The following is a 20487-nucleotide window of genomic DNA, read 5'->3' on the forward strand; positions in this document are numbered from 1 at the left end:
GAAAACGCTCCCTCCACGCTTACTCGAACGAACGACGCTTGGAGCAACTCAGGAACCCTTCCCTCCCAGAAAGGTTTGGATGCCAGGACGACCAACGCGGAGTGATAAGGTGTCCAGCGATGCACGCCGACCCGAGCCCCCATACCCCTCGCAACATCAGGAACCTCCTGGCGCTGCCAAAATGATGGACCCCGTCCCTGACCATGGCGAACACAGCTACCAAGGCAGCGGTAAGCTAGACGGAAAAGTTGCCCTCATCACAGGCGCCGATTCAGGGATCGGAAAGGCGGTAGCGATCGCCTTTGCCAGGGAGGGCGCTGATATCGTGGTGTCTTACCTGAATGAAGATGACGATGCGCGCGATACCGGTCTTTGGGTGGAAAAGGCAGGACGCAAAGCAATATTGGTGCCCGGGGACATCAAGTCCGTGGACCACTGCGAGGCGCTGGTTAAGCGGGCTGTCAAAGAATTTGGAAAGATAGATATTCTGGTGAACAACGCGGCATTCCAACGCACCTATGCCGATATCGCCGACATAAGCGCCGAGGAATGGGATGAAACATTCCGCACCAACATCTATGCTCCCTTTTATCTTGCAAGGGCGGCAGTTCCGCACATGAAACGCGGCAGCACCATAATCAACACGACATCCATCCAGTCGCGACAACCGTCTCCCTATCTCCTGCCATACGCGTCGACGAAGGGCGCAATCTCGAACTTCACGGCAGGCCTCGCCGAAATGCTTGCGGCCAAGGGAATCCGTGTCAATGCAGTCGCACCCGGCCCGATCTGGACACCGCTCATCCCGTCGACAATGCCCGCTGACAAGGTTGCCAAATTCGGTGAGCAGACCTTGATCGGTCGCGCAGGACAACCCGCCGAACTGGCGGGCGCCTTCGTCCTTCTTGCCTCAGAGCTTGGCAGCTATATGAATGGGGCCGTGGTCCCCGTGACCGGCGGCGAGATCATGATCTAGGCACGGGAAGCTACGTTACGATCAATTTCCGAGCGTAGACCCCGGCCTGCGTTCTCGTAATCTCGACACTGATCGGGAGGAGCGACTTTCTATCCGATCCGCAAGCCGTGCCTTTTCCAAGCCTCGTCATTGTACGGTACTAGACCCTTTTCCAAGCCTCCGGAACAGATTGATTGCCCGACCATTTGTCTGCGGAACAATGACGGAGCCCGTCAAGTGGAAACCCAATTAACTGACCTTCTTCCCGCCCTTAATGCCTTTGCCTTGAAACTCGCGAAGAATTCCGACGATGCCGATGACCTGGTCCAGCAGACCATTACAAAGGCGCTTGCACACCGGAACCATTTCGAGCCCGGCACGAACCTCAAATCCTGGACCTTCACCATATTGAAGAATGCGTTCCTCAGCCAAACCCGCTCCTCACAGCGCAGTCCGCTTGGAATAGACGAAGACGCGGCATTGTCCGATGTTCCCGTATCATCATCGCAGGAATGGGCAATGCATTACAGGGATGTCGAAAAGGCCATCGACAGTCTCTCGCCCCTTTATCGGGAGGCGCTTATGCTGGTCGCGTCCGGCGCTTCCTACGAAGAAACTGCCCATAGGTTGCATTGTGAGATCGGCACGGTCAAAAGCCGTGTCGGCCGTGCCCGATCGCGACTGTTGAGCTCGCTTGGCGCAGTCAGTTACGGCGAAGCACTGGCAATTTGACGAGGGCATTGCCTTCGCTGCGGATCAAGACGCTTTGGCTTGGCCGCGTAGAGGAGACGACCCCACAAACGATAGTCTATTTTACCTTCTCGGTACCTGTTGGACTTGTCACGCCCGTTGGTCCGCTGCCGCCTCCACTTGGAGACGGACTACGGTCGATCGTTGTCGGCGCTACGGCCGGCGGTACGTTTGACGGCGGCTCTTTCATTTGCGCTTTCGTCGAGGCGGTTGGCGCGGGATCCGTCCTAACGGCAGGCGGCCAGACGAGGTAGCTGAGCAGCGCCACCATGAATACTGCCAGGCCGACAATCCCCGCTCCCCAGATAAGCCAACGCCGCGTCGTTTCCTGTCGAATTGCGTCCTCGTCTTGATAGCGTGGATCGGCTTCGTACTTTTTGATGTTCTTGTCGTCACCAGTGCTCATGGATGGGTCCTCCTGCCGTCCCAACCGCGTTTGCCTGACATGGTTCCAACCGCTGTTCGAGATGCCTCGATGCTACTTCGGCAACAGAACTGCCGGCATGCTCGAGACCCCATGTTCTTGAACAGCCCGGAACCTAAAGAAGCCTCACGTGTTCTCATCTCCAGTCTCCCAAGGAAATGCCATGCGCCGACCCCCTTCCCGCATCCAGGCCGGTGATTATACGATCCTCGGCGCCACTCCTGACCAGGATGGTACGAACTTTGCACTCTTCAGCGCTCATGCCGAACGCGTGGAGCTATGCCTTTTTTCCGATGATGGAACACAAGAAATCGAACGAATTGAGCTTCCGGAATACACCAACGAGATCTGGCATGGATATATTCCCGGTCTCAAGGCCGGGTCGCTCTACGGCTACCGTGTTGACGGACCGTATAAGCCTGAAAGCGGGCATCGGTTCAATGCAAACAAGCTTCTGGTTGACCCGTACGCACGGGAGCTTGTTGGCGAAATCAACTGGGGCCAGGCCCAGTTTGCCTATCAGATGGAGAACCCTGAAAAGGACCTGGCATTCGATGACACCGACAGCGCGGCGGACATGCCGAAATGCCGTGTCGTTGATGCGCAAGCCTATGATTGGAAGGGGGATGCCAAGCCTTCGATCCCTTGGTCATCGACCATCTTTTATGAGTGTCATGTCAAAGGGTTTACGCAATTGCACCCGGCAGTCCCCCGCAATCTTCGGGGAACCTTTGAGGGCCTCGCGGACAAGGAAATTGTCGCTTACGTCAAGAGCCTTGGCATTACCTCCATCGAACTCTTGCCAATTCACTGGTTTCCCGACGATGCGCATCTTCTCGACAAGGGCTTGAGGAATTTCTGGGGCTACAACACCCTTGGCTTTTTTGCACCGGCCTCGCGCTACTACGGCCCTCACGGCATGGCCGGCTTTCGCGACATGGTCAGGGCCCTCCATGACGCCGGCATCGAGGTGATCCTGGACGTCGTGTACAATCATACAGCCGAGGGCAATGAGCTCGGCCCCACGCTCTCGTTCAAGGGGATCGACAGTTTCTCTTATTATCGGACGTTGCCGGGCGAGCCTCGCTACTACATCAACGATACCGGTACCGGAAACACGATCAACACCTCGCATCCCCGGGTGCTGCAAATGGTGACGGACTCCCTTCGCTACTGGGCGGAGACCATGCACATCGACGGGTTCCGCTTTGACCTCGGAACCATTTTAGGACGCGAACCGAAAGGCTTCGACCAGCGTAGCGGGTTCTTCGATGCAATCGGCCAGGACCCGGTGCTTTCAAAGGTGAAACTCGTGGGCGAACCATGGGACATAGGACCGGGTGGCTACCAAGTCGGGGGCTTTCCACCCGGATGGGCTGAATGGAACGATAAATATCGAGATACGCTTCGCAGTTACTGGCGGGACGAAGACGGGATGACGCAAGATTTCGCCGCCCGTGTGCTCGGTTCCGGCGACATTTACGATCTGCGCGGGCGCAGGCCATGGGCTGGCGTCAACTTCATCACGGCGCATGATGGCTTCACGCTCAATGACCTCGTCTCCTATAATGAAAAACATAACGAAGCGAACGGCGAAGACAACCAGGACGGCCACGACGACAATCAGAGTTTCAATTATGGCGTGGAAGGTCCAACAGGTGATGAAGCGGTCAACATGGTGCGCGATCGGCAGAAACGAAACTTTCTGACGACGCTGTTCTTATCCCATGGGACGCCCATGCTGCTGGCTGGCGATGAGTTCGGTCGGAGCCAGATGGGCAACAATAATGGCTACTGCCAGGATAGCGAGTTGAGCTGGGTGCACTGGGAAAACCTTCCAGCCAGTGCCGAGGAGCTACGGGAATTTTCGACGAGGCTCATCAAGTTGCGCCGTGAGCACCCGATCTTCAGGCGTAACACCTGGCGCGACGGCATGGATGTCACGTGGTTCAATCCCGTCGGCGGAGTGCAGACCGAGGAACATTGGTCCGATCCTGGAAGCACGACCATTGGTCTGAGGCTGTCACAATCCGATTATTCCGACGAAGGATGGAATGACGTCCTTCTTCTGTTCAATCCTCACGACGGTGACGTGAACTTCAAACTTCCTGCAGATAAGGATGACTGGACAACAGTTCTGACGACAGCCGATCCCGACGCCCGTGAAGAAACGATTGACGCCGACGAATACCGCCTCTCACCGCGAAGCCTCGTTGTCTTGAGATCCGGCACGCCCGCTTGAGGCGAGAAGTCGGCGCAGAAGACAGAACGCTAAACTATCCATTTTTGGCCAGTGATTATTGCCGAAATCGATCGGGGCGTCGCCGTGTAGCCTTTTTCAGCGCCGAAAGCTTACGTCGCTCTTCGAGAAAATAGTCTATATATCCGACCAGGGCGCAGGTGAGGTATCGAGCGCTCGCAACGAGCACTATTATCAATGTGGTGACGATGGCAAACGTCATGGTGATCTCCTATGCGGATGACAAAACCACCAGCGTTGTCGAAGGTTTCCAGCAATCGTCACAGTTTCTTGATGTCGCGGGGGATCTGGTTGTTTCAGCCCGCCGGTTCAGACAAGTCACTCATCGGCCGCCTTTCCCAGTGTGTCTGCAACATAGGCACCGCGGGCTCCCATGGGCAACGCGGCGCCGGTCGTCGTATCCCTTGCGGTTTGATGCTCCAGTTCTGCATTCAATTCGCCGCCGACGATCAATATGACAAGCGACAGCCAGGTCCAGACAAGGAAACCCATCAGCGCCCCCAAAGTACCATAGGTTGCGTCATAGTTGGCGAAATGGTCGAGATAGAACGAGAAGCCGGTTGACATTAAAAACCAGGCCAGCGTCACGAGAGCGGCCCCCCAAGTCATCCACCGAAGCTTTGCCGGTTCGCGACTTGGTCCGAACCGGTATACGGCAGTTGTTGCGATCGCCGCAATCAGGAGGAGGAAAGGCCAGCGCAGCAAAAGGACCAGATTTTCCTTGAATTGATCGAGCCACAGATAGGACAACAAGACGGGCATCACCGCGACCAGTCCAATCATCAAGGTTGCAGCCAGCATTGCGCAAAGCGTGAAGCAGAGGCCAATGACGTTCAGCCTGATCAGACCGCGCTTTTCCGTTTCCTCATAAGCGATATTCATCGCGTCGAAAATGGCAAGCGTTGCGCTGTGAGTGCTCCAAACCGCGACTGCCAGGCCGACAAAGAATGTCAGCCCCAGCGTGCTGCTTCTCGCTTCAACGAGGCTCCTGATCCGATCGGCGATGAGATCGAACGCGCCTGGCGGCAACAATGCCGAGAGTTCGCGCAAGTGATCAGCCATTGTCGCCGGGTCTGCAATCAGACCATAGATGGCAACAAGGGCGGCGAGCGCGGGAAAGAGCGCCAGGAGGAGATAGAAGGTCACGCCGGCCGCGATCAGTGTCACGCGGTCATCAAGAACCTCATGAACCACGCGCCAAAAGACGTCGCGGAGGCCTTTCATTGGAATGGCCTCCGGAACCTTGGCGTTTCTCCCCCTCCCATGATCTTCCTCAGCGGTTTGTACGGCGCCGTTCGCCCCGCTTCGCGCCGTAGTGAGCAGGCCGAAAAGAGCCATCGACAGAATGAGCAGTGTCATTGTGCTTGAAGATTTCATGGCAGACGCCTCAGGGCCTTTGCGAGCATTGCCACTCGATAACGCACTTACCCGGAAAAGGATGCAGTGAACCGGAGAGGTCGAGGTCCAACACTTCACAGGCACTGCGGCCGCAAGTGCCATATAGAAGGCCGGAACAAAAGATTGCCTTCATTGTTTGGATTCGCACAACCGGGAAGTGACTGGACCAGCTCACGAAAATCGACTTTATGGAGAGGAAATGGTTTACGGGCGAACCGCATCTCGGCAGGGACCCGACACTATCAAGAGTCTAAAGGCAAGAATGACTCATGAGGGGTAAATCGTGGCCAAAAAGGACCTGAATAACCATGCATTTCCAATCAACCTGTTCGCCGGCAAAAGAATCTTGATCGTTGAAGAGGATTACTTCGTGGCGGACGAAGCTCGACGGCTCCTGGAGGCAGCTGGCGCGAGGATCACGGGGGCGACCGCCCCGTTTGCTATCGGCATGATTGACCCTGAGATAACCGACGCCGCCATCCTGGATATCAGGTTGGACGGGGAGGCAGCTTTTCTCATAGCGGATCGGTTGTATAGCTTCAGAATTCCATTCGTGTTTGCGACCTCCCACGTCGACGCCGGCGTCAAGGATAGCTTCGGCGGTTTCCACCTTTGCGGAGACCTCCATGCATTGGGTGATATTGCACTCGCTCTATTTTCCACAAAGCACCATTAAGCCCCGGACGAGACCCGCTCTCGCGGATGATCGGAACTTTTAGGGCACGAGCCTGTTTCACTTGATCCGTCGTCTTCCACGGCGCTCTTCATCGCGCGTTCCGGGCGACCTAGCATCATACCGTGTTAAAGCGGAATGAGCGCCGGAGGCTCCGTCATGACTGCAAACCGCAGCAGTAACAGGCTTCTTAACGGCCTTTCCGATCAAGACTATGATCTGATCTCGACGGGCCTCGAGGAAGTTGATCTTCCCCAAGGCTTTCACCTCGCCACGGCGGGGCAGTCGTTCAACCATGTTTATTTTCCCTGCAATGGCATTGCTTCCGTCATTGCCGTGTCTCCCAAGGGCCGGCGGGCAGAGGCAGGAATGGTGGGGCGGGAGGGGTTTACGCCCATAGGAGGGCTTGTAAAGGCAAGTGAGGGCCCATTCGATATCGTCATCCAGGTCGCGGGGCATGGCCTGCGGCTGAAGCTCACGGCGTTGCACGGTCCTGTCGACAGCAGTCCGGCGCTGAGGCACCTTTTGCTTCGCTATCTCGTGGCGTTCAACCACCAAGTTGCCTTTACCGCACTTTCCAATGCGGCCCATACGATCGACGTCCGGCTGGCGCGATGGATATTGATGTCTCAGGATCGGATGCAAAGCTCAAAGATCGCTTTGACGCATGACTATCTTTCGTTGATGCTCGCTGTACGAAGGCCCTCGGTAACGATTGCGCTGCACATGTTGGAGGGGCAACGTCTTATTCGATCAGAGCGCGCCTTGGTTGTGGTGCGGGATCGAAGCGGTCTTGAAGACTATGCAGGGGACGCATATGGCGCTCCCGAGCGAGAATACCGTCGATTGATGGATATTGAGCCGGTCAAAACAATACCGAGGGTCGGTGCTGTGGCGCCGTTGATCTAGTTCGAGTGACGGGCAGTGCGTGCATGTTGATCGCACGGCGTATGTTATCCTTTATCACAAAAACCCCCTGACAATCGGGACATGTGTCTGCTTATACTCGCAGCGTCCGTCATTCCTTAGAAGCAAAGAATTCTACTATCGAATCCGGTCATAGCGGGTGGCACGCCTGAGGGCCGCACGTGCGATGGCTGCAGCGATCTGTTCTTCGCTAAATGGCTTCATGACCACTTCGCTCGCACCGTCCAGGCCGGCTCCCACACCTTCCGGCCTCCCGGTTACATAGATGACCTCCAGTCGGAACCTGTCGATGAGCTTCCGCCCGAGAGACGCTCCGGTCGGTCCGTCGGCAAGCTTGAGGTCGACGAGAGCAATGTCGGCGGTGGCTGCATAGGCGAGAGCCTGCTCCATTGTCTGCAGCGGACCGACGCTTCGATGGCCCGCCGCCTCGGCAATGGATTGGAGGTCCTTGGCAATGACGTAATCGTCTTCAACGATCATGATGTTCATCATTTTCACTCCGCCACCCAACCATATGTAGCGCTGGTCACTTCTCGTCAGCGGTCGAAACCGTACAAACGCGCCAGAAAAACGCCGGACGGTTGCAATGATCTCGAGCCGACTGCCACTTTCAATCGGGTTATGTGCGTCAAGTTCAGCAAATTGGGCGGTCATGCGGCTTGGCGCATAGCGAGTTTTTTGTGCTCTCGTAGATCGTCCATGTTGATGTAGCGATTGGCCTCCATCCAGTTTTCGTGGGTTTCAACGGCGAGGGCTCTGACGAGGCGCAAGCAGCTCTCTGCGTTTGGAAAGATGCGCACGACATAGGTCCTGCGGCGGATTTCCTCGTTGAGGCGTTCAAGCATGTTGGTCGATTTCAAGTGCTTGTGATGCTGGCGTGGCAATCGGAAGAAGGTCAGCGTCTGTTCGATTGTCTCCTCGACCCAGCTGGTCAAGCGCGGATAGCGTGCCGACCACTTGGTGAGCCAGGCAGAGAGATCGGTCTTGGCTTCGTCGAGGTCGCGCCGGTCGTAGAGCCACCGCAGCTCCTGCAGGCAGTCGTCGCCATGCTTTCGGGGCAGATGATCGAGGGCGTTGCGCAGAAAGTGCACGTAGCAGCGCTGCCAGGCGGCCTCTGGAAGTGTCTCCGCGATCGCCGCCACGAGGCCGGCATGATCGTCTGATACCACCAGTTCCACACCCCGCAGACCGCGCCCTTTCAACTTGACGAGAAAGTCCTTCCACGCCGAGCGGCTCTCGCGGGCCGCCATTTCGACAGCCAGAATCTGCCGCCGTCCGTCCCAATCGATGCCGACTGCAATCAGAACCGCCTGGCTCATCACCACGCCGGCCTCACGGACCTTCTCATAGCGCGCATCGAGGATCAGGTAGGCAAAGGGCTCGAGAAGCGCCCGCTCAGAAAACGCCTTCAGGCTTTCGTCCAATCGCTTGTTGATTGCCGAAATTGAAGATGCCGAGAAAGCATGGCCGCAAAGTTCCTCAGTGATCGCCTTGACCTTTCTGGTCGACACCCCCTGCACATACATCTCCGCCAAGGTCGCCACCAAGGCTCGCTCGGAACGCTGATATCGTTCAAACAGTTCGGTGGAAAAATGTCCCGAGCGATCTTGCGGAACACGCAGTTCAAGCTTGCCAACGCGGGTGATCAACGTTCGGCCGTAGTGGCCTGAGCGGTACCCGAGCCGGTCCGGCGTGCGCTCGCTTTTGCCAGCTCCAAGGGCCTCGTCCATCTCCGCTTCCAGAACCTCCTGCATCACTGCGCGGATCACTTCACGCAGGCCGTCGGGGCTCGATAGCAAAATCTCTTTCACTGCAGCACTGGCTGTCCTACCATCGGTCTTGGTCATGGTGGCGCTCCCTCCGGGGAATGGGTGACGTTGAACATCACCAGTCTGCCATGGCCGCCTTCCCTTAGGAAATTTGCAGAACCTTCAGCACTCTACCTTCAATCGCTTAGACTTGACGCGCCTATATCAGCGACAGGGAACCTTGCATGCCCTTTTCCGGTTAGCACATCAGGCGGAGGCGCCAGACCCGGTGCGATCATTCCTGCCGGACGGAAAGGAAAGGCCATGATTTCGCCAGCTCAGTCCTCGGTGACAAACAAGCTGCTGAGCATCCTGCCTGAAAGCGACTACGGCCAGATTGCGCAAGATCTTGAATTCCTCAAGCTTTCGCAAGGTACTGTCGTTGCCCATGCAGGGCAGCCTATCGATTACATCTATTTTCTCACGTCAGGTATCGGATCGATTATCGCGTCGACACCCGAGGGCAACCGGGCCGAAGCAGGAATATTCGGCTCTGATGGCTATGTTCCAACCTCTGCCGTGGCGAGCACGGAAAACAGCCCCCACGAAGTGGTGATACTTCTCGATTCGGAGGGCTATCGCATGGACTATGGCCGTTTTCGCGGATGGATGGACCAAAACCGGAATTTTTCCAAAGTGATGATCCGCTCGATTGAGGCCTTCTCGGTCCAACTGACCTACACCGCCATTTCAAACGCAATCCACGACGTTACCGAGCGACTGGCCCGCTGGATTCTAATGTGCCACGACCGTGTGCCGGGTGATGAAATCGGGCTTACGCATGAATTTATCTCCCTGATGCTCTCGGTTCGACGGCCGAGCGTCACCACCTCATTGCACATCCTAGAGGGCAACGGCTTCATCAAGTCGGAGCGGAGCAATATCATCATGCGCAACCGACCTGCAATGGAGGAGTTCGCCCGCGACGCGTATGGCAAGCCGGAAGAGGAATATCGCCGGCTGATGAAAAACCTGTTCTGATACAAAGACATAAGGGCCCAAGCGCCTGATTAGAGCTCGCCAATCAGGCGTCGGTATTCTTCTTCCGGCTTGCCGTAGGCATTTCCTGCAAACTCTTCCATTCCACGCCTGTCACGGATCAATATCCGTCCGCGCTCGGATCGGATGAACCTTTCTCCCTCGAGGACATGGAGCGCAGTTGTCACGCTTGGTCGCCTGACAGAGAGCATCAAAGAGATAAAGTCGTGGGTCAGGGCGATTTCATCACCGTCAACGCGGTCATGCGACATGAGTAGCCAGCGTGCCAATCGCACGTCAATCTGGTAATTTGCGTTCGACAGGGCAGTGAACGAGATCTGCGATGCAAACGCCTGGATAAAGCGCGCCAGAAGATTGGCGAAAGCAGGATTTTGAGAAATCGCCTGCAGTGCCGCATCCAATGTCATTCGATATCCGTATCCTTCAACCTGCATCAATACCTCGTGGACGCTGATCGTGCCGCCGACGCCTGCCGACGTCGGCGAAAAGCCCTCGCGTCCAAACATCCCCGCTTCAGCTCTTTGGCGGCCTGAGGACACTGTAATGACTGAGCCGATCCCCTGCAAAGGAAATAGACATGCTCGATGAGACTCTCGGCCTTAACAATGACGAAGCCCTGACGAAGATGAACTGCCTCAAGTGATGGCACGATGGCGCGGAACTCCTCATCAGGGAGGCGGGCCAGGAGCCGATTTTGCATGGTGGATCGATCAGCGACGGACATTGGACTCAGAATGAGAGGGAACACGAACGACAGGATCGTCGCCGCACGATTCAGCTTCGGCTGCGTATCGCGGCTGTATAACATCCTGTTGTTGCCTATGTTTTTGCGTACGCTGGCAGACCGTCGACATGCAGACGCCGTGTCAGACAGGCACGCTTGTGCGCCGGTCCCTTTGAGCCGGCTTGCGCTAGGAAGGTTTGCCGAGCGATGCCCTGCGACAAAAGCACATGGGCTTTGAAGCATCTCACCAAATCCAATTTGCATCGGAGCGAGCGCGTCGTCTTCCGACACAAGTCTGCTGGCGTGCCAAAGGGAACAACCTTCAAGATTAGAGGTTGTCCCAGTCGAGCAGGAGGAAAAACCGATGAAAGTACGAGAGGTGATGACCACAAAAATCGTCACAGCCGACCCCGGCGCTCAAATCCGCCGTGTCGCGCAGCTGATGTCGGAAGTGGATACCGGGATAATCCCGATCATTGACGGAGACGCCATTGGTGTCGTAACCGACCGCGACATCGTCATACGGGCTGTGGCCGAGGGAATATCCTGTGATCAACCCGTTTCCAGGATCATGACGTCTGGAATAGAGGGTTGTCTGGAAGAGGACGATCTCCTGGAAGCGGCCGGACGGATGTCGGAGCTTCAGATGCGTCGGCTTGTCGTGTTCGATGCAGCCGGAACCGTTTCCGGGATCCTCTCCCTTGGCGACATTGCAGTCCGACAGGAGGAAATAGCCGGTGTCGCATTGGAGGAAATATCTGATGACACTCAACGTCGGGACTAGACCCGAGTTTCAGTGAACAGCCGTCTCGGATTTATGAAGCGGGCCGTTTCCAGGCAAGGGGAGTTCAATGCAAGGTTCAACGAACAGAGACGGTTGGTCGCCAGTCGACGACGAGGACCTTCAGACGGCCAATCCTCCTTCGCGGGCTCGGTTTGAGAAGGCGGGACGCGAACAAGCTCTTGTCTTTGCTCAGGAGGAAATTGCGCGGTTGCGGCTCGAGATCGACGAGGTCGCACATGCCGTGGACAAGATGGCGACCACGGTTTCGACGCCCCGCAGGCCCGTGATCCGGCTTGCCCCTCTGATCCTTTTGGCCTCGCTTGCAGCCCTTTGTTCCAGGAACGGATAAAGTCAGCCGGCCAGGCCAACGAGAATTGATCGTTCCCAATCCATGATCGGTAATCGTCGCAGCATGTCCGAACGAGACACATGAACGCTGCTGGTCGCCAGGCACCGCCGAAATCGCGAAGCGAAACCGGCAATTCACTTTTTTCTAAGAGTTGGCTGTCAAACAGAGATCGCGCGATTTGTCTGGCGTTCGCGCCCAAAGGTGTTTCTATGACGCTCAAGCCCGCTCTTATCGGTGTCTGGCTACTGGCTGGTGTCTTGTCGATACTCGTCGCTATCAATCCATTCGGGCATCATGACATTGACGCGTCCACAACCGCGTCAATTCCCGATCGGTAGATCGCCGCTCGACGCCGAACCGAGCGACCCGTTTGTTCTCCTGAGCGACTATCAATGGCGGTTCGACTGCACGGTCGACACTTGGGGAGTTTTTGCCTGCTGGAGGGCTTCCTTCAGCTGGTCCTGCGAGAACGGTTTGGTCAGTCTGATCAGTTCATTTAGCCCCTGATCGTCGGGCAACTCGGCATAGCCGGATGCCAGTATGATCGGAAGACTCGAGTAGGAGTCGAGTATAATTCGGGAAAGCTCGGCTCCGGTCATACCGGGCATGGAATGATCGGTGATCACAATATCAAAACGCTTTTCTTCCCCGAGAAGCTGCAAGGCCTGCGATGCCGAGGTCACTTCAACGGCGATGTGACCGAGGTCCTCAAGCATCGCCACGGTTCCCATACTGACCAATGGATCGTCGTCCACCACAAGGACAGTAAGCTCTCCTGTCACCGTCGGGACATCGGAGGCATCGTCAACACGCCCACCAGCCACCAGATCGCTCGACGTGCCGGCAACCGGCAACCAGACACTCACGGATGTCCCGGCCCCCGGCCTGCTTGCCAGTTCGAGCGCCCCGCCGGATTGGGCGGCAAGACCCTGGACCATCGATAGTCCGAGACCAGTGCCTTTTCCTGGCCCCTTCGTCGTGAAGAACGGCTCAGTTGCCCGCGCAAGCGTCGGTCCATCCATTCCAGGGCCATTGTCCGTGACGCGGATACACACATAGCGCCCATCGCTTAGTGATCCCGGGTGATCGGCCGCATCTACCTGGAGGATGATCGAGCCCGCCCCATCCATGGCGTCGCGTGCATTGACGAAAAGGTTCAAAAGAGCAAGTTCGAGCTGGTTGGCATCGACAAGCATGCTTGGCAGATCCGGGGCGACGTCCAGTTTGATGTCGATCCCCTGGCCCACGGCCTTGACGAGGAGATCTTCAATGTTGGCAAACAGCTGTTCGAAATCGACAGTGGTCGGCTTCAACTCCTGACGCCTGGCGAAGGCAAGCAGGCGCTGGGTCAGGGCCGAACCACGTTCAGCAGCCTGGATGGCATTGCCGAGCAGTCGCTCGCTGCGATCGTCCTCGGGCAAGCGCTTCTTCAAGAGGCTTAGACTTCCAAGGATTGCCATCAGGAGGTTGTTGAAATCATGTGCGACACCGCCCGTCAGCTGACCGATTGTGTCGATCTTTTGAGCTTCGAACAATTGCGCGAGAGCCTCCTCGCGCTCGCGTGTCCTTTGTTCGATGCGATGTTCCAGCTCCTCATTCAACCGGCGCAGTTGCTCCGATGAAGCCTCGAGTTCGGCGGTGCGCTGGCTGACCCTTAGTTCCAACTCGCTGTTCAGCCGCTCGAGCTCCTTGGTCTTGCGATAAAGGTCAGCAAAGACCCGCACCTTGGCCCGCAGGACGTCGGGCACGATTGGAACGGAGACATAGTCGACAGCACCTGCAGCGTATCCTCGCAACCGATCAGGCTCGGTCATCATGACCGCCGAAACAAAAATGATCGCGGTATTCTGGTAGCGCGGATGTTCGCGGATCATGCTGACAAGCTCGAAACCGTCCTGTTCGGGCATGCACACGTCGGCAAGAATGACCGCTATCTCGTTGCGAAGAAGTTGTTCAAGGGCCTCCCTGGCGGACTGAGCTTTGATCAGGTTTTCACCGAGATCCTTGAGGATGACCTCATAGCTCAAGAGCTTCGCCGGCTGATCGTCCACGAGAAGGATGTTCAATCGTTCCAATCCCGCCTCCCTCACCGATGCAGCCACATACGCAAAGCAGACAGCAATTGCTCGGTATTGACCGGCTTTGCCAGGTAGTCGGAGGCGCCGGCCTCCAGGCATTTTTCGCGGTCGCCCTTCATCGCCTTTGCGGTCAGCGCCAGGATCGGCAGCCTCTGGAAGCCCGGCTTGGCACGTATCGCCATCATTGTTTCGTAACCGTCCATGCCAGGCATCATGATGTCCATCAAAACGATGGCAACCGACGCTTCCCTTTCCAGAATTTCGATCGCCTCGCTTCCGGTGGTTGCTGTCAGAACCCTCATGCCCCGGCGCTCGAGAACACTGCTGAGAGCAAAGATGTTCCGCGCGTCGTCATCAACAAGCAGCACCGTCTCGCCAACCAGACTCTCGTCTGAACTATGAAGCTCCTGGAGCATTCTCTGCTTTTCGCTCGGCAAGTCAGCGACAACGCGGTGCAGGAAGAGCGCCGTTTCGTCCAACAGCCTTTCGGGCGATTCAACGCCCTTGACGACGACGCTGCGCGCCATGCTGTGCAAACGGCTGTCGTCGTCCGGAGAAAGTTCCCGACCGGTAAAGACAACCACGGGAACTTCGGCGATATCACCATCGGCGCGCATCTTCTCAAGGACGTCAAAGCCTGACATGTCGGGCAGGGTGAGATCGAGAACGACACAATCGGCCGGATCACGCTTCAGGGAAGCCAGGGCGTCGCCGCCTGACCCGACGCTTTCAATCTCGATATCGTCATGGCCAAGGAGCGCTGCCACGCTTGCGCGCTCGGCCTCGTTGTCGTCGACGACGAGCAGTCGCCGGCGCCGTGACTGCGCATAGGTTTTCAGCCGCGACAAGGCCTCGCCAAGCCCCTCTGACGTGGCCGGCTTTTTGAGGAATGCAAATGCCCCCCGTGTCAACCCATGCTGCCTGTCGTCGTCGAGACTGACAATCTGAACGGGGATGTGCCGCGTTTTGACGTTCTGCTTGAGCTGGCTGAGAACGCTCCAGCCGAGCATGTCAGGCAGGAAAATATCGAGCGACATTGCCGTCGGCTGATACTCCTGCGCCAACGCCAGCGCTTCACTGCCGCGTTGGGCGACGATAACCTTGAAGCCACGATCGTGGGCAAGATCCATCAGGACACGCGAGTAATGGGGATCGTCTTCGACCACGAGGAGTACCAGATCGCTGGCCGCGACTTCGTCACGATCGTCCAGCAAGCGTTCAGCCGGTTTGTCGCCCCGTCTGACGGCCGCGACCTCGGCAAGCTGCACGACATTGGTCTCTTCGGCCACTACCCTTGCCGTCGTTGACCCGGCATAGGTGAGCGGCAGGAAAAGCGTGAATGCACTGCCTGCTCCCGGATTGCTGCGAAGCTGAATTTCTCCGCCAAGCAAATTTGCGAGCTCACGGCTGATTGCAAGTCCAAGGCCCGTACCACCGTACTTACGGCTCGTCGACGCATCGGCCTGCTGGAATGCCTCGAAGATGATGCGCTGCTTTTCGAGTGCAATGCCAATGCCGGTATCCGTCACCTCAAATGCGATTACCGATGCAGCGGCTTTCAGGGATGGGTGGTCTGGCGACCAGCCATTGTCGACCATGGCGACTTTCAATGTCACCCCACCCTCGGCAGTGAATTTGAACGCGTTCGACAAAAGGTTTTTCAGGATCTGCTGCAGGCGCTTGGCGTCTGTCATGATGCGGTCGGAAACGTTTGCCGCAATCTCCACGGCGAACGAAAGTCCGCGATTGTCGGCTTCGTGCCCGAAGGGTCGCGCCATGGCTTCCAGGAGGCTGCTGATCCTTATCTCTTCCGCATCGACCGATACTGTTCCCGACTCGATCTTGGACAGATCGAGAATATCGCTGATCAGGTTCAGAAGGTCGGTACCGGCGGCATGGATCGTTTTTGCAAATTCGACCTGTTTGCCCGAAAGGTTGCCTTCCGGATTGTCACCGAGCTGCTGGCCAAGGATCAGGATGGAGTTGAGTGGCGTCCGCAACTCGTGTGACATGTTGGCGAGAAACTCGGACTTGTATTTCGATGTCAGGGCCAGTTCCGTGGCCTTTTCCTCAAGCGCCCGGCGCGCCTGCTCGATCTCCTGGTTCTTGCCTTCTACCTCGACGTTTCGCTCCTCGAGTTGCTGTGCCTTCTGTTCGAGCTGCTCGTTTGTCTGCTGCAATTCGCGTTGCTGGGTCTGAAGCTCTCCCGCCAGCTGCTGCGATTGCTTGAGCAAGCCCTCCGTCTGCATCGTCGCCTCAATGGAGTTGAGGACAATACCGATCGAGGTCGTCAACTGATCCAGGAACGACAGTTGCAGCTCGCTGAAGGTCCCGGCCGAGGCCAGTTCAATGACGGCTTTGACCTGACCCTCGAAATGAACCGGAAGGACCACGGCGCTGCGCGGCAATGTTGAAAATACACCCGAACTGATCGGAACGACATTGCTTGGCAAATCGGTGATGACGATCGCCCTTGCATCACTGGCGCATTGCCCGACGAGGCCCTGCCCGAATTCAAGCCGCTTCGGGTGTTCTGTCTCCAGACCCTGCGCATAAACGGAAAGAAGCGACAAGACCGGACGATCCGTCTCCGCGTCGACCTGATAGATGACCCCCTGATGTGCCCCGACCAGCGGCGCCAACTCCGAAAGCAGCATTTTGCCAACCAGGGTCAGGTCGCGCTGGCCCTGCAGCATGTTGGTGAAGCGTGCAAGGTTCGTCTTCAGCCAATCCTGCTCGGTATTGCGCTCCGTGGTGAGACGCAGGTTGTCGATCATCGTGTTGATATTGTCCTTAAGTTCGGCGACCTCGCCTCGCGCGTCGACCTTGATCGAACGCGTCAAATCCCCCTTTGTCACCGCCGTGGCCACTTCTGCGATGGCGCGCACCTGTGTTGTCAGGTTGGCGGCAAGGAGGTTGACGTTGCCCGTCAGATCCTTCCACGTGCCGGCAGCGCCTGGAACATTCGCCTGGCCGCCAAGGCGGCCCTCGACGCCAACTTCGCGGGCAACGCTCGTCACCTGATCGGCAAAGGTTGCAAGGGTGTTCGTCATATTGTTGATCGTCTCTGCCAGCGCGGCGACCTCGCCTTTTGAAGCCACGGTCAAATTCTGCTTGAGGTCACCGTTTGCGACAGCCGTCACGACCTTGACGATGCCGCGGACCTGTTCGGTGAGATTGGCACCCATGACGTTGACGGTATCGGTGAGGTCCTTCCAGGTGCCAGCGACACCCTGCACCTGCGCCTGGCCGCCGAGCTTGCCTTCAGTCCCGACCTCGCGCGCCACACGCGTCACCTCGCCGGCAAACGCATTCAGCTGGTCGACCATGGTGTTGATGGTGTTCTTGAGTTCGAGGATTTCGCCCTTCACATCGACAGTGATCTTGCGAGACAGGTCGCCGCGGGCGACAGCAGTCGTCACTTCGGCGATGTTGCGGACCTGGGTGGTCAGGTTGGCTGCCAGAAGGTTGACGTTGTCGGTCAGGTCCTTCCAGGTTCCAGCAACACCTGGAACCACGGCCTGGCCGCCAAGACGGCCGTCCGTTCCCACCTCGCGGGCCACGCGCGTGACTTCGCCGGCAAAGGAGCGCAGCTGATCCACCATAGTGTTGAGCGTATCCTTGAGGAGCAGGATCTCGCCGCGAACATCGACGGTAATCTTGCGCGACAGATCACCGTTGGCGATCGCCGTTGCAACTTCGGCAATGTTGCGAACCTGGGCGGTCAAATTCCCGGCCATGGAGTTGACGCTGTCGGTAAGGTCCTTCCAGGTGCCGGCGACACCCGAGACCTGGGCCTGTCCGCCGAGCTTGCCCTCGGTCCCGACTTCACGGGCGACACGCGTCACCTCTCCGGCGAAGGCGTTCAACTGGTCCACCATCGTGTTGATGGTATTCTTGAGCTCCAGGATCTCACCCTTGACGTCGACGGTGATCTTGCGAGACAGGTCGCCTCTTGCGACCGCGGTCGTGACTTCCGCGATATTGCGCACCTGACCGGTCAGATTGGAGGCCATGAAGTTGACGTTCTCGGTCAGATCTTTCCAGGTGCCGGCGACGCCTGGAACCTGCGCCTGTCCGCCGAGCTTGCCCTCGGTCCCGACTTCACGGGCGACACGCGTGACCTCCGAGGCGAAACGGTTCAGCTGATCGACCATTGTGTTGAGGGTTTCCTTTAGTTCAAGGATTTCCCCGGACACGGAAACGGTAATCTTCTTCGACAGGTCGCCATTGGCGATCGCTGTCGAGACCTCGGCGATATTGCGCACCTGCGCCGTCAGGTTGCCAGCCATCGAATTCACGCTGTCTGTCAGGTCTTTCCAGGTGCCGGCAACGCCAAGCACATTTGCCTGGCCACCGAGCCTGCCTTCCGTTCCGACCTCGCGCGCAACGCGAGTGACTTCGCCGGCGAACCCGTTCAGCTGATCGACCATGGTATTCAAGGTTTCCTTCAGCTCGAGAATCTCGCCGGAGACCGGAACGGTGATTTTCTTCGACAGGTCGCCCTGGGCAACGGCGGTCGCCACCTCAGCGATATTGCGCACCTGGCCAGTAAGGTTCGACGCCATGGAGTTGACCGAATCTGTCAGATCCTTCCAGGTTCCTGCGACGTCGCGAACATTGGCCTGGCCCCCAAGCCTGCCTTCGGTACCAACCTCTCTTGCAACGCGGGTTACCTCTGAGGCAAACGCGTTAAGCTGGTCGACCATCGTGTTGATCGTTTCCTTGAGTTCGAGAATCTCGCCCTTGACGTCGACGGTGATCTTTTTTGACAGATCGCCATTGGCGATCGCGGTTGAAACCTCGGCGATGTTTCGGACCTGGGCTGTGAGATTTCCGGCCATCGAGTTGACGTTTTCGGTCAGATCCTTCCAGGTGCCAGCTGCACCGCGGACATTGGCTTGTCCGCCAAGGCGCCCTTCGGTTCCGACCTCACGCGCAACGCGGGTTACTTCGGAAGCGAACGCGTTAAGCTGGTCGACCATCGTGTTGATGGTTTCCTTGAGTTCGAGAATTTCGCCCGAAACGGTGACCGTGATCTTTTTCGACAGGTCGCCGCTTGCGATCGCCGTCGAGACCTCGGCAATGTTTCTGACCTGAGCAGTCAGATTCGAGGCCATGGAATTGACGTTGTCGGTCAGATCTTTCCAGGTGCCGGCGACACCAGGCACCTGCGCCTGGCCGCCAAGACGGCCCTCGGTTCCCACTTCACGCGCGACGCGCGTGACTTCTCCCGCAAACCCGTTCAGCTGATCCACCATGGTGTTGATGGTTTCCTTCAGCTCCAGGATCTCGCCCGACACGTCAACGGTGATCTTGCGCGAAAGATCTCCACGCGCCACAGCTGTGGTCACCTGGGCGATATTTCTGACCTGCGCTGTCAGGTTGCCGCACATTGCATTGACGCTGTCGGTCAGGTCCTTCCAGGTCCCGGCGACGCCCGGCACCAGGGCCTGCCCGCCAAGCTTGCCTTCCGTACCGACCTCACGTGCAACGCGGGTCACCTCGGAGGCAAAGGAACGCAGCTGATCGACCATGGTATTGATCGCTTCCTTCAGCTGCAGAATTTCGCCCCTGACGTCCACTGTGATCTTCTTTGAGAGATCGCCATTGGCGACAGCGATTGTGACGTCGGCAATATTGCGCACCTGGGCCGTCAGGTTCGATGCCATGGAGTTGACGCTCTCGGTCAGATCCTTCCAGACACCGGTTACCTCCGGCACTTGCGCCTGCCCTCCCAGCTTTCCATCAGTACCGACCTCGCGCGCAACGCGCGTGACCTCGGATGTAAAGAGGCTCAACTGCTTGATCATCGTATTGACGATGTCGGCCGATCGAAGGAACTCGCCCTTGAGTGGACGGCCCTCGACATCGAGCGGAACGGTCTGCAACAGGTCGCCCTTGGCGACGGCCGTTATCGTGCGGGTGACGGCAGTGGTTGGCCACAACAGGTCATCAATGAGGTGATTGAGAGATCCTTCCATTGCCGCCCACGAGCCATCCGACAAACCAAGGCGCACGCGTGTGCTTGTCCTGCCTTCCCGCCCGACGACCTCGCCGACGTGATCCAGCTGTTGAGCCAGGCGTTGGTTGGCAGCGATGATGTCGTTGAGGGCATCGGCGATCTTGCCAGTCTTGCCTGTCAGATCCGGGCGCATGCGAACGGAAAAATCACCTCGCCGGACCGACAGAAGGACATCGAGCAGCGCTGCGAAATCCTCCACCGCCAAGGGCGCGTCGTCCGTAAGGACAGTATGGCTCACAGGATCGATTGCGTGCTTATGTTCACCTGAACTGGTCACCACAGAGCCTCCCTCAAACCAGCGCGTAACTAGCGCGCTGGAAAGGAAATTCTATG

Annotated in this window: 15 protein-coding genes; 8 read left to right on the forward strand and 7 right to left on the reverse strand. The window is 57.5% G+C overall.

The features are described 5' to 3' along the window. The first annotated feature begins 79 nt into the window (after window positions 1-79). On the forward strand, window positions 80-976 hold the full coding sequence (locus tag AS026_RS23875) for an SDR family oxidoreductase (protein ID WP_205634484.1): 897 nt from the start codon (window positions 80-82) through the stop codon (window positions 974-976). Between the two features lie 216 nt (window positions 977-1192). Next, window positions 1193-1687, forward strand: coding sequence for a sigma-70 family RNA polymerase sigma factor (locus AS026_RS23880; protein WP_062371978.1), 495 nt, complete (start codon window positions 1193-1195; stop codon window positions 1685-1687). 76 nt (window positions 1688-1763) lie between these two features. Here the strand turns inward: AS026_RS23880 and AS026_RS23885 are convergent, their stop codons facing one another. Beyond that, window positions 1764-2111 carry a hypothetical protein gene (locus tag AS026_RS23885; protein ID WP_062371981.1) on the reverse strand — a complete coding sequence of 116 codons (348 nt, stop codon included), beginning with the start codon at window positions 2109-2111 and terminating at the stop codon, window positions 1764-1766. A gap of 181 nt (window positions 2112-2292) precedes the next feature. Here AS026_RS23885 and glgX point away from each other — a divergent pair, with 181 nt between their 5' ends. Continuing rightward, window positions 2293-4371: a glycogen debranching protein GlgX gene (gene glgX / locus AS026_RS23890; RefSeq protein WP_062371983.1), complete on the forward strand. Its 2079-nt coding sequence runs from the start codon at window positions 2293-2295 to the stop codon at window positions 4369-4371. 336 nt (window positions 4372-4707) lie between these two features. On the opposite strand, the gene AS026_RS23895 is transcribed toward glgX, so the two are convergent. Further along, window positions 4708-5727 (reverse strand): YihY/virulence factor BrkB family protein, encoded by a 1020-nt coding sequence (locus tag AS026_RS23895; protein ID WP_245307611.1) that lies wholly within the window; start codon window positions 5725-5727, stop codon window positions 4708-4710. Window positions 5728-6070: 343 nt separating this feature from the next. Here AS026_RS23895 and AS026_RS23900 point away from each other — a divergent pair, with 343 nt between their 5' ends. After that, complete coding sequence (locus AS026_RS23900) at window positions 6071-6463, forward strand: response regulator (RefSeq protein ID WP_062371988.1); 393 nt, start codon at window positions 6071-6073, stop codon at window positions 6461-6463. A 156-nt stretch (window positions 6464-6619) separates the two neighbouring features. Beyond that, complete coding sequence (locus tag AS026_RS23905; protein ID WP_062371991.1) at window positions 6620-7369, forward strand: Crp/Fnr family transcriptional regulator; 750 nt, start codon at window positions 6620-6622, stop codon at window positions 7367-7369. Window positions 7370-7504: 135 nt separating this feature from the next. Here AS026_RS23905 and AS026_RS23910 read toward each other — a convergent pair whose 3' ends face one another. Continuing rightward, window positions 7505-7879, reverse strand: a complete 375-nt coding sequence (locus AS026_RS23910; RefSeq protein WP_425349829.1) for a response regulator — start codon at window positions 7877-7879, stop codon at window positions 7505-7507. Between the two features lie 158 nt (window positions 7880-8037). Beyond that, window positions 8038-9234, reverse strand: coding sequence for an IS256 family transposase (locus AS026_RS23915; RefSeq protein ID WP_062371994.1), 1197 nt, complete (start codon window positions 9232-9234; stop codon window positions 8038-8040). Between the two features lie 225 nt (window positions 9235-9459). On the opposite strand from AS026_RS23915, the gene AS026_RS23920 reads away from it, so the two are divergent. Beyond that, window positions 9460-10176: a Crp/Fnr family transcriptional regulator gene (locus AS026_RS23920; protein ID WP_062371997.1), complete on the forward strand. Its 717-nt coding sequence runs from the start codon at window positions 9460-9462 to the stop codon at window positions 10174-10176. 29 nt (window positions 10177-10205) lie between these two features. Here the strand turns inward: AS026_RS23920 and AS026_RS23925 are convergent, their stop codons facing one another. After that, window positions 10206-10700, reverse strand: a complete 495-nt coding sequence (locus AS026_RS23925; protein WP_082728584.1) for a helix-turn-helix domain-containing protein — start codon at window positions 10698-10700, stop codon at window positions 10206-10208. Between the two features lie 582 nt (window positions 10701-11282). Here AS026_RS23925 and AS026_RS23930 point away from each other — a divergent pair. Then, entirely contained in the window at window positions 11283-11702 is a 420-nt protein-coding gene (locus AS026_RS23930; protein WP_062371999.1) for a CBS domain-containing protein, read from the forward strand. Window positions 11703-11769: 67 nt separating this feature from the next. Further along, complete coding sequence (locus AS026_RS23935) at window positions 11770-12051, forward strand: hypothetical protein (RefSeq protein WP_062372002.1); 282 nt, start codon at window positions 11770-11772, stop codon at window positions 12049-12051. 389 nt (window positions 12052-12440) lie between these two features. On the opposite strand, the gene AS026_RS23940 is transcribed toward AS026_RS23935, so the two are convergent. Further along, window positions 12441-14126 carry a response regulator gene (locus AS026_RS23940; RefSeq protein WP_062372005.1) on the reverse strand — a complete coding sequence of 562 codons (1686 nt, stop codon included), beginning with the start codon at window positions 14124-14126 and terminating at the stop codon, window positions 12441-12443. A gap of 11 nt (window positions 14127-14137) precedes the next feature. Continuing rightward, a complete protein-coding gene (locus tag AS026_RS23945) occupies window positions 14138-20392 on the reverse strand; it encodes a HAMP domain-containing protein (RefSeq protein WP_082728588.1) in 6255 nt (2084 codons plus the stop codon). Between the last annotated feature and the right edge of the window lie 95 nt (window positions 20393-20487).

The organism is Rhizobium altiplani (assembly GCF_001542405.1).
GTDB classification, from domain to species: Bacteria; Pseudomonadota; Alphaproteobacteria; order Rhizobiales; family Rhizobiaceae; genus Rhizobium; species Rhizobium altiplani.

What these genes read in the sequence shown, in the direction of transcription:
- AS026_RS23875 (WP_205634484.1), top strand. Translation starts at nt 80, where the DNA reads ATGCCAGGACGACCAACGCGGAGTGATAAGGTGTCCAGCGATGCACGC.
- AS026_RS23885 (WP_062371981.1), bottom strand. Translation starts at nt 2,111, where the DNA reads ATGAGCACTGGTGACGACAAGAACATCAAAAAGTACGAAGCCGATCCA.
- glgX (WP_062371983.1), top strand. Translation starts at nt 2,293, where the DNA reads ATGCGCCGACCCCCTTCCCGCATCCAGGCCGGTGATTATACGATCCTC.
- AS026_RS23895 (WP_245307611.1), bottom strand. Translation starts at nt 5,727, where the DNA reads ATGGCTCTTTTCGGCCTGCTCACTACGGCGCGAAGCGGGGCGAACGGC.
- AS026_RS23905 (WP_062371991.1), top strand. Translation starts at nt 6,620, where the DNA reads ATGACTGCAAACCGCAGCAGTAACAGGCTTCTTAACGGCCTTTCCGAT.
- AS026_RS23910 (WP_425349829.1), bottom strand. Translation starts at nt 7,879, where the DNA reads ATGATGAACATCATGATCGTTGAAGACGATTACGTCATTGCCAAGGAC.
- AS026_RS23915 (WP_062371994.1), bottom strand. Translation starts at nt 9,234, where the DNA reads ATGACCAAGACCGATGGTAGGACAGCCAGTGCTGCAGTGAAAGAGATT.
- AS026_RS23920 (WP_062371997.1), top strand. Translation starts at nt 9,460, where the DNA reads ATGATTTCGCCAGCTCAGTCCTCGGTGACAAACAAGCTGCTGAGCATC.
- AS026_RS23925 (WP_082728584.1), bottom strand. Translation starts at nt 10,700, where the DNA reads ATGTTTGGACGCGAGGGCTTTTCGCCGACGTCGGCAGGCGTCGGCGGC.
- AS026_RS23930 (WP_062371999.1), top strand. Translation starts at nt 11,283, where the DNA reads ATGAAAGTACGAGAGGTGATGACCACAAAAATCGTCACAGCCGACCCC.
- AS026_RS23935 (WP_062372002.1), top strand. Translation starts at nt 11,770, where the DNA reads ATGCAAGGTTCAACGAACAGAGACGGTTGGTCGCCAGTCGACGACGAG.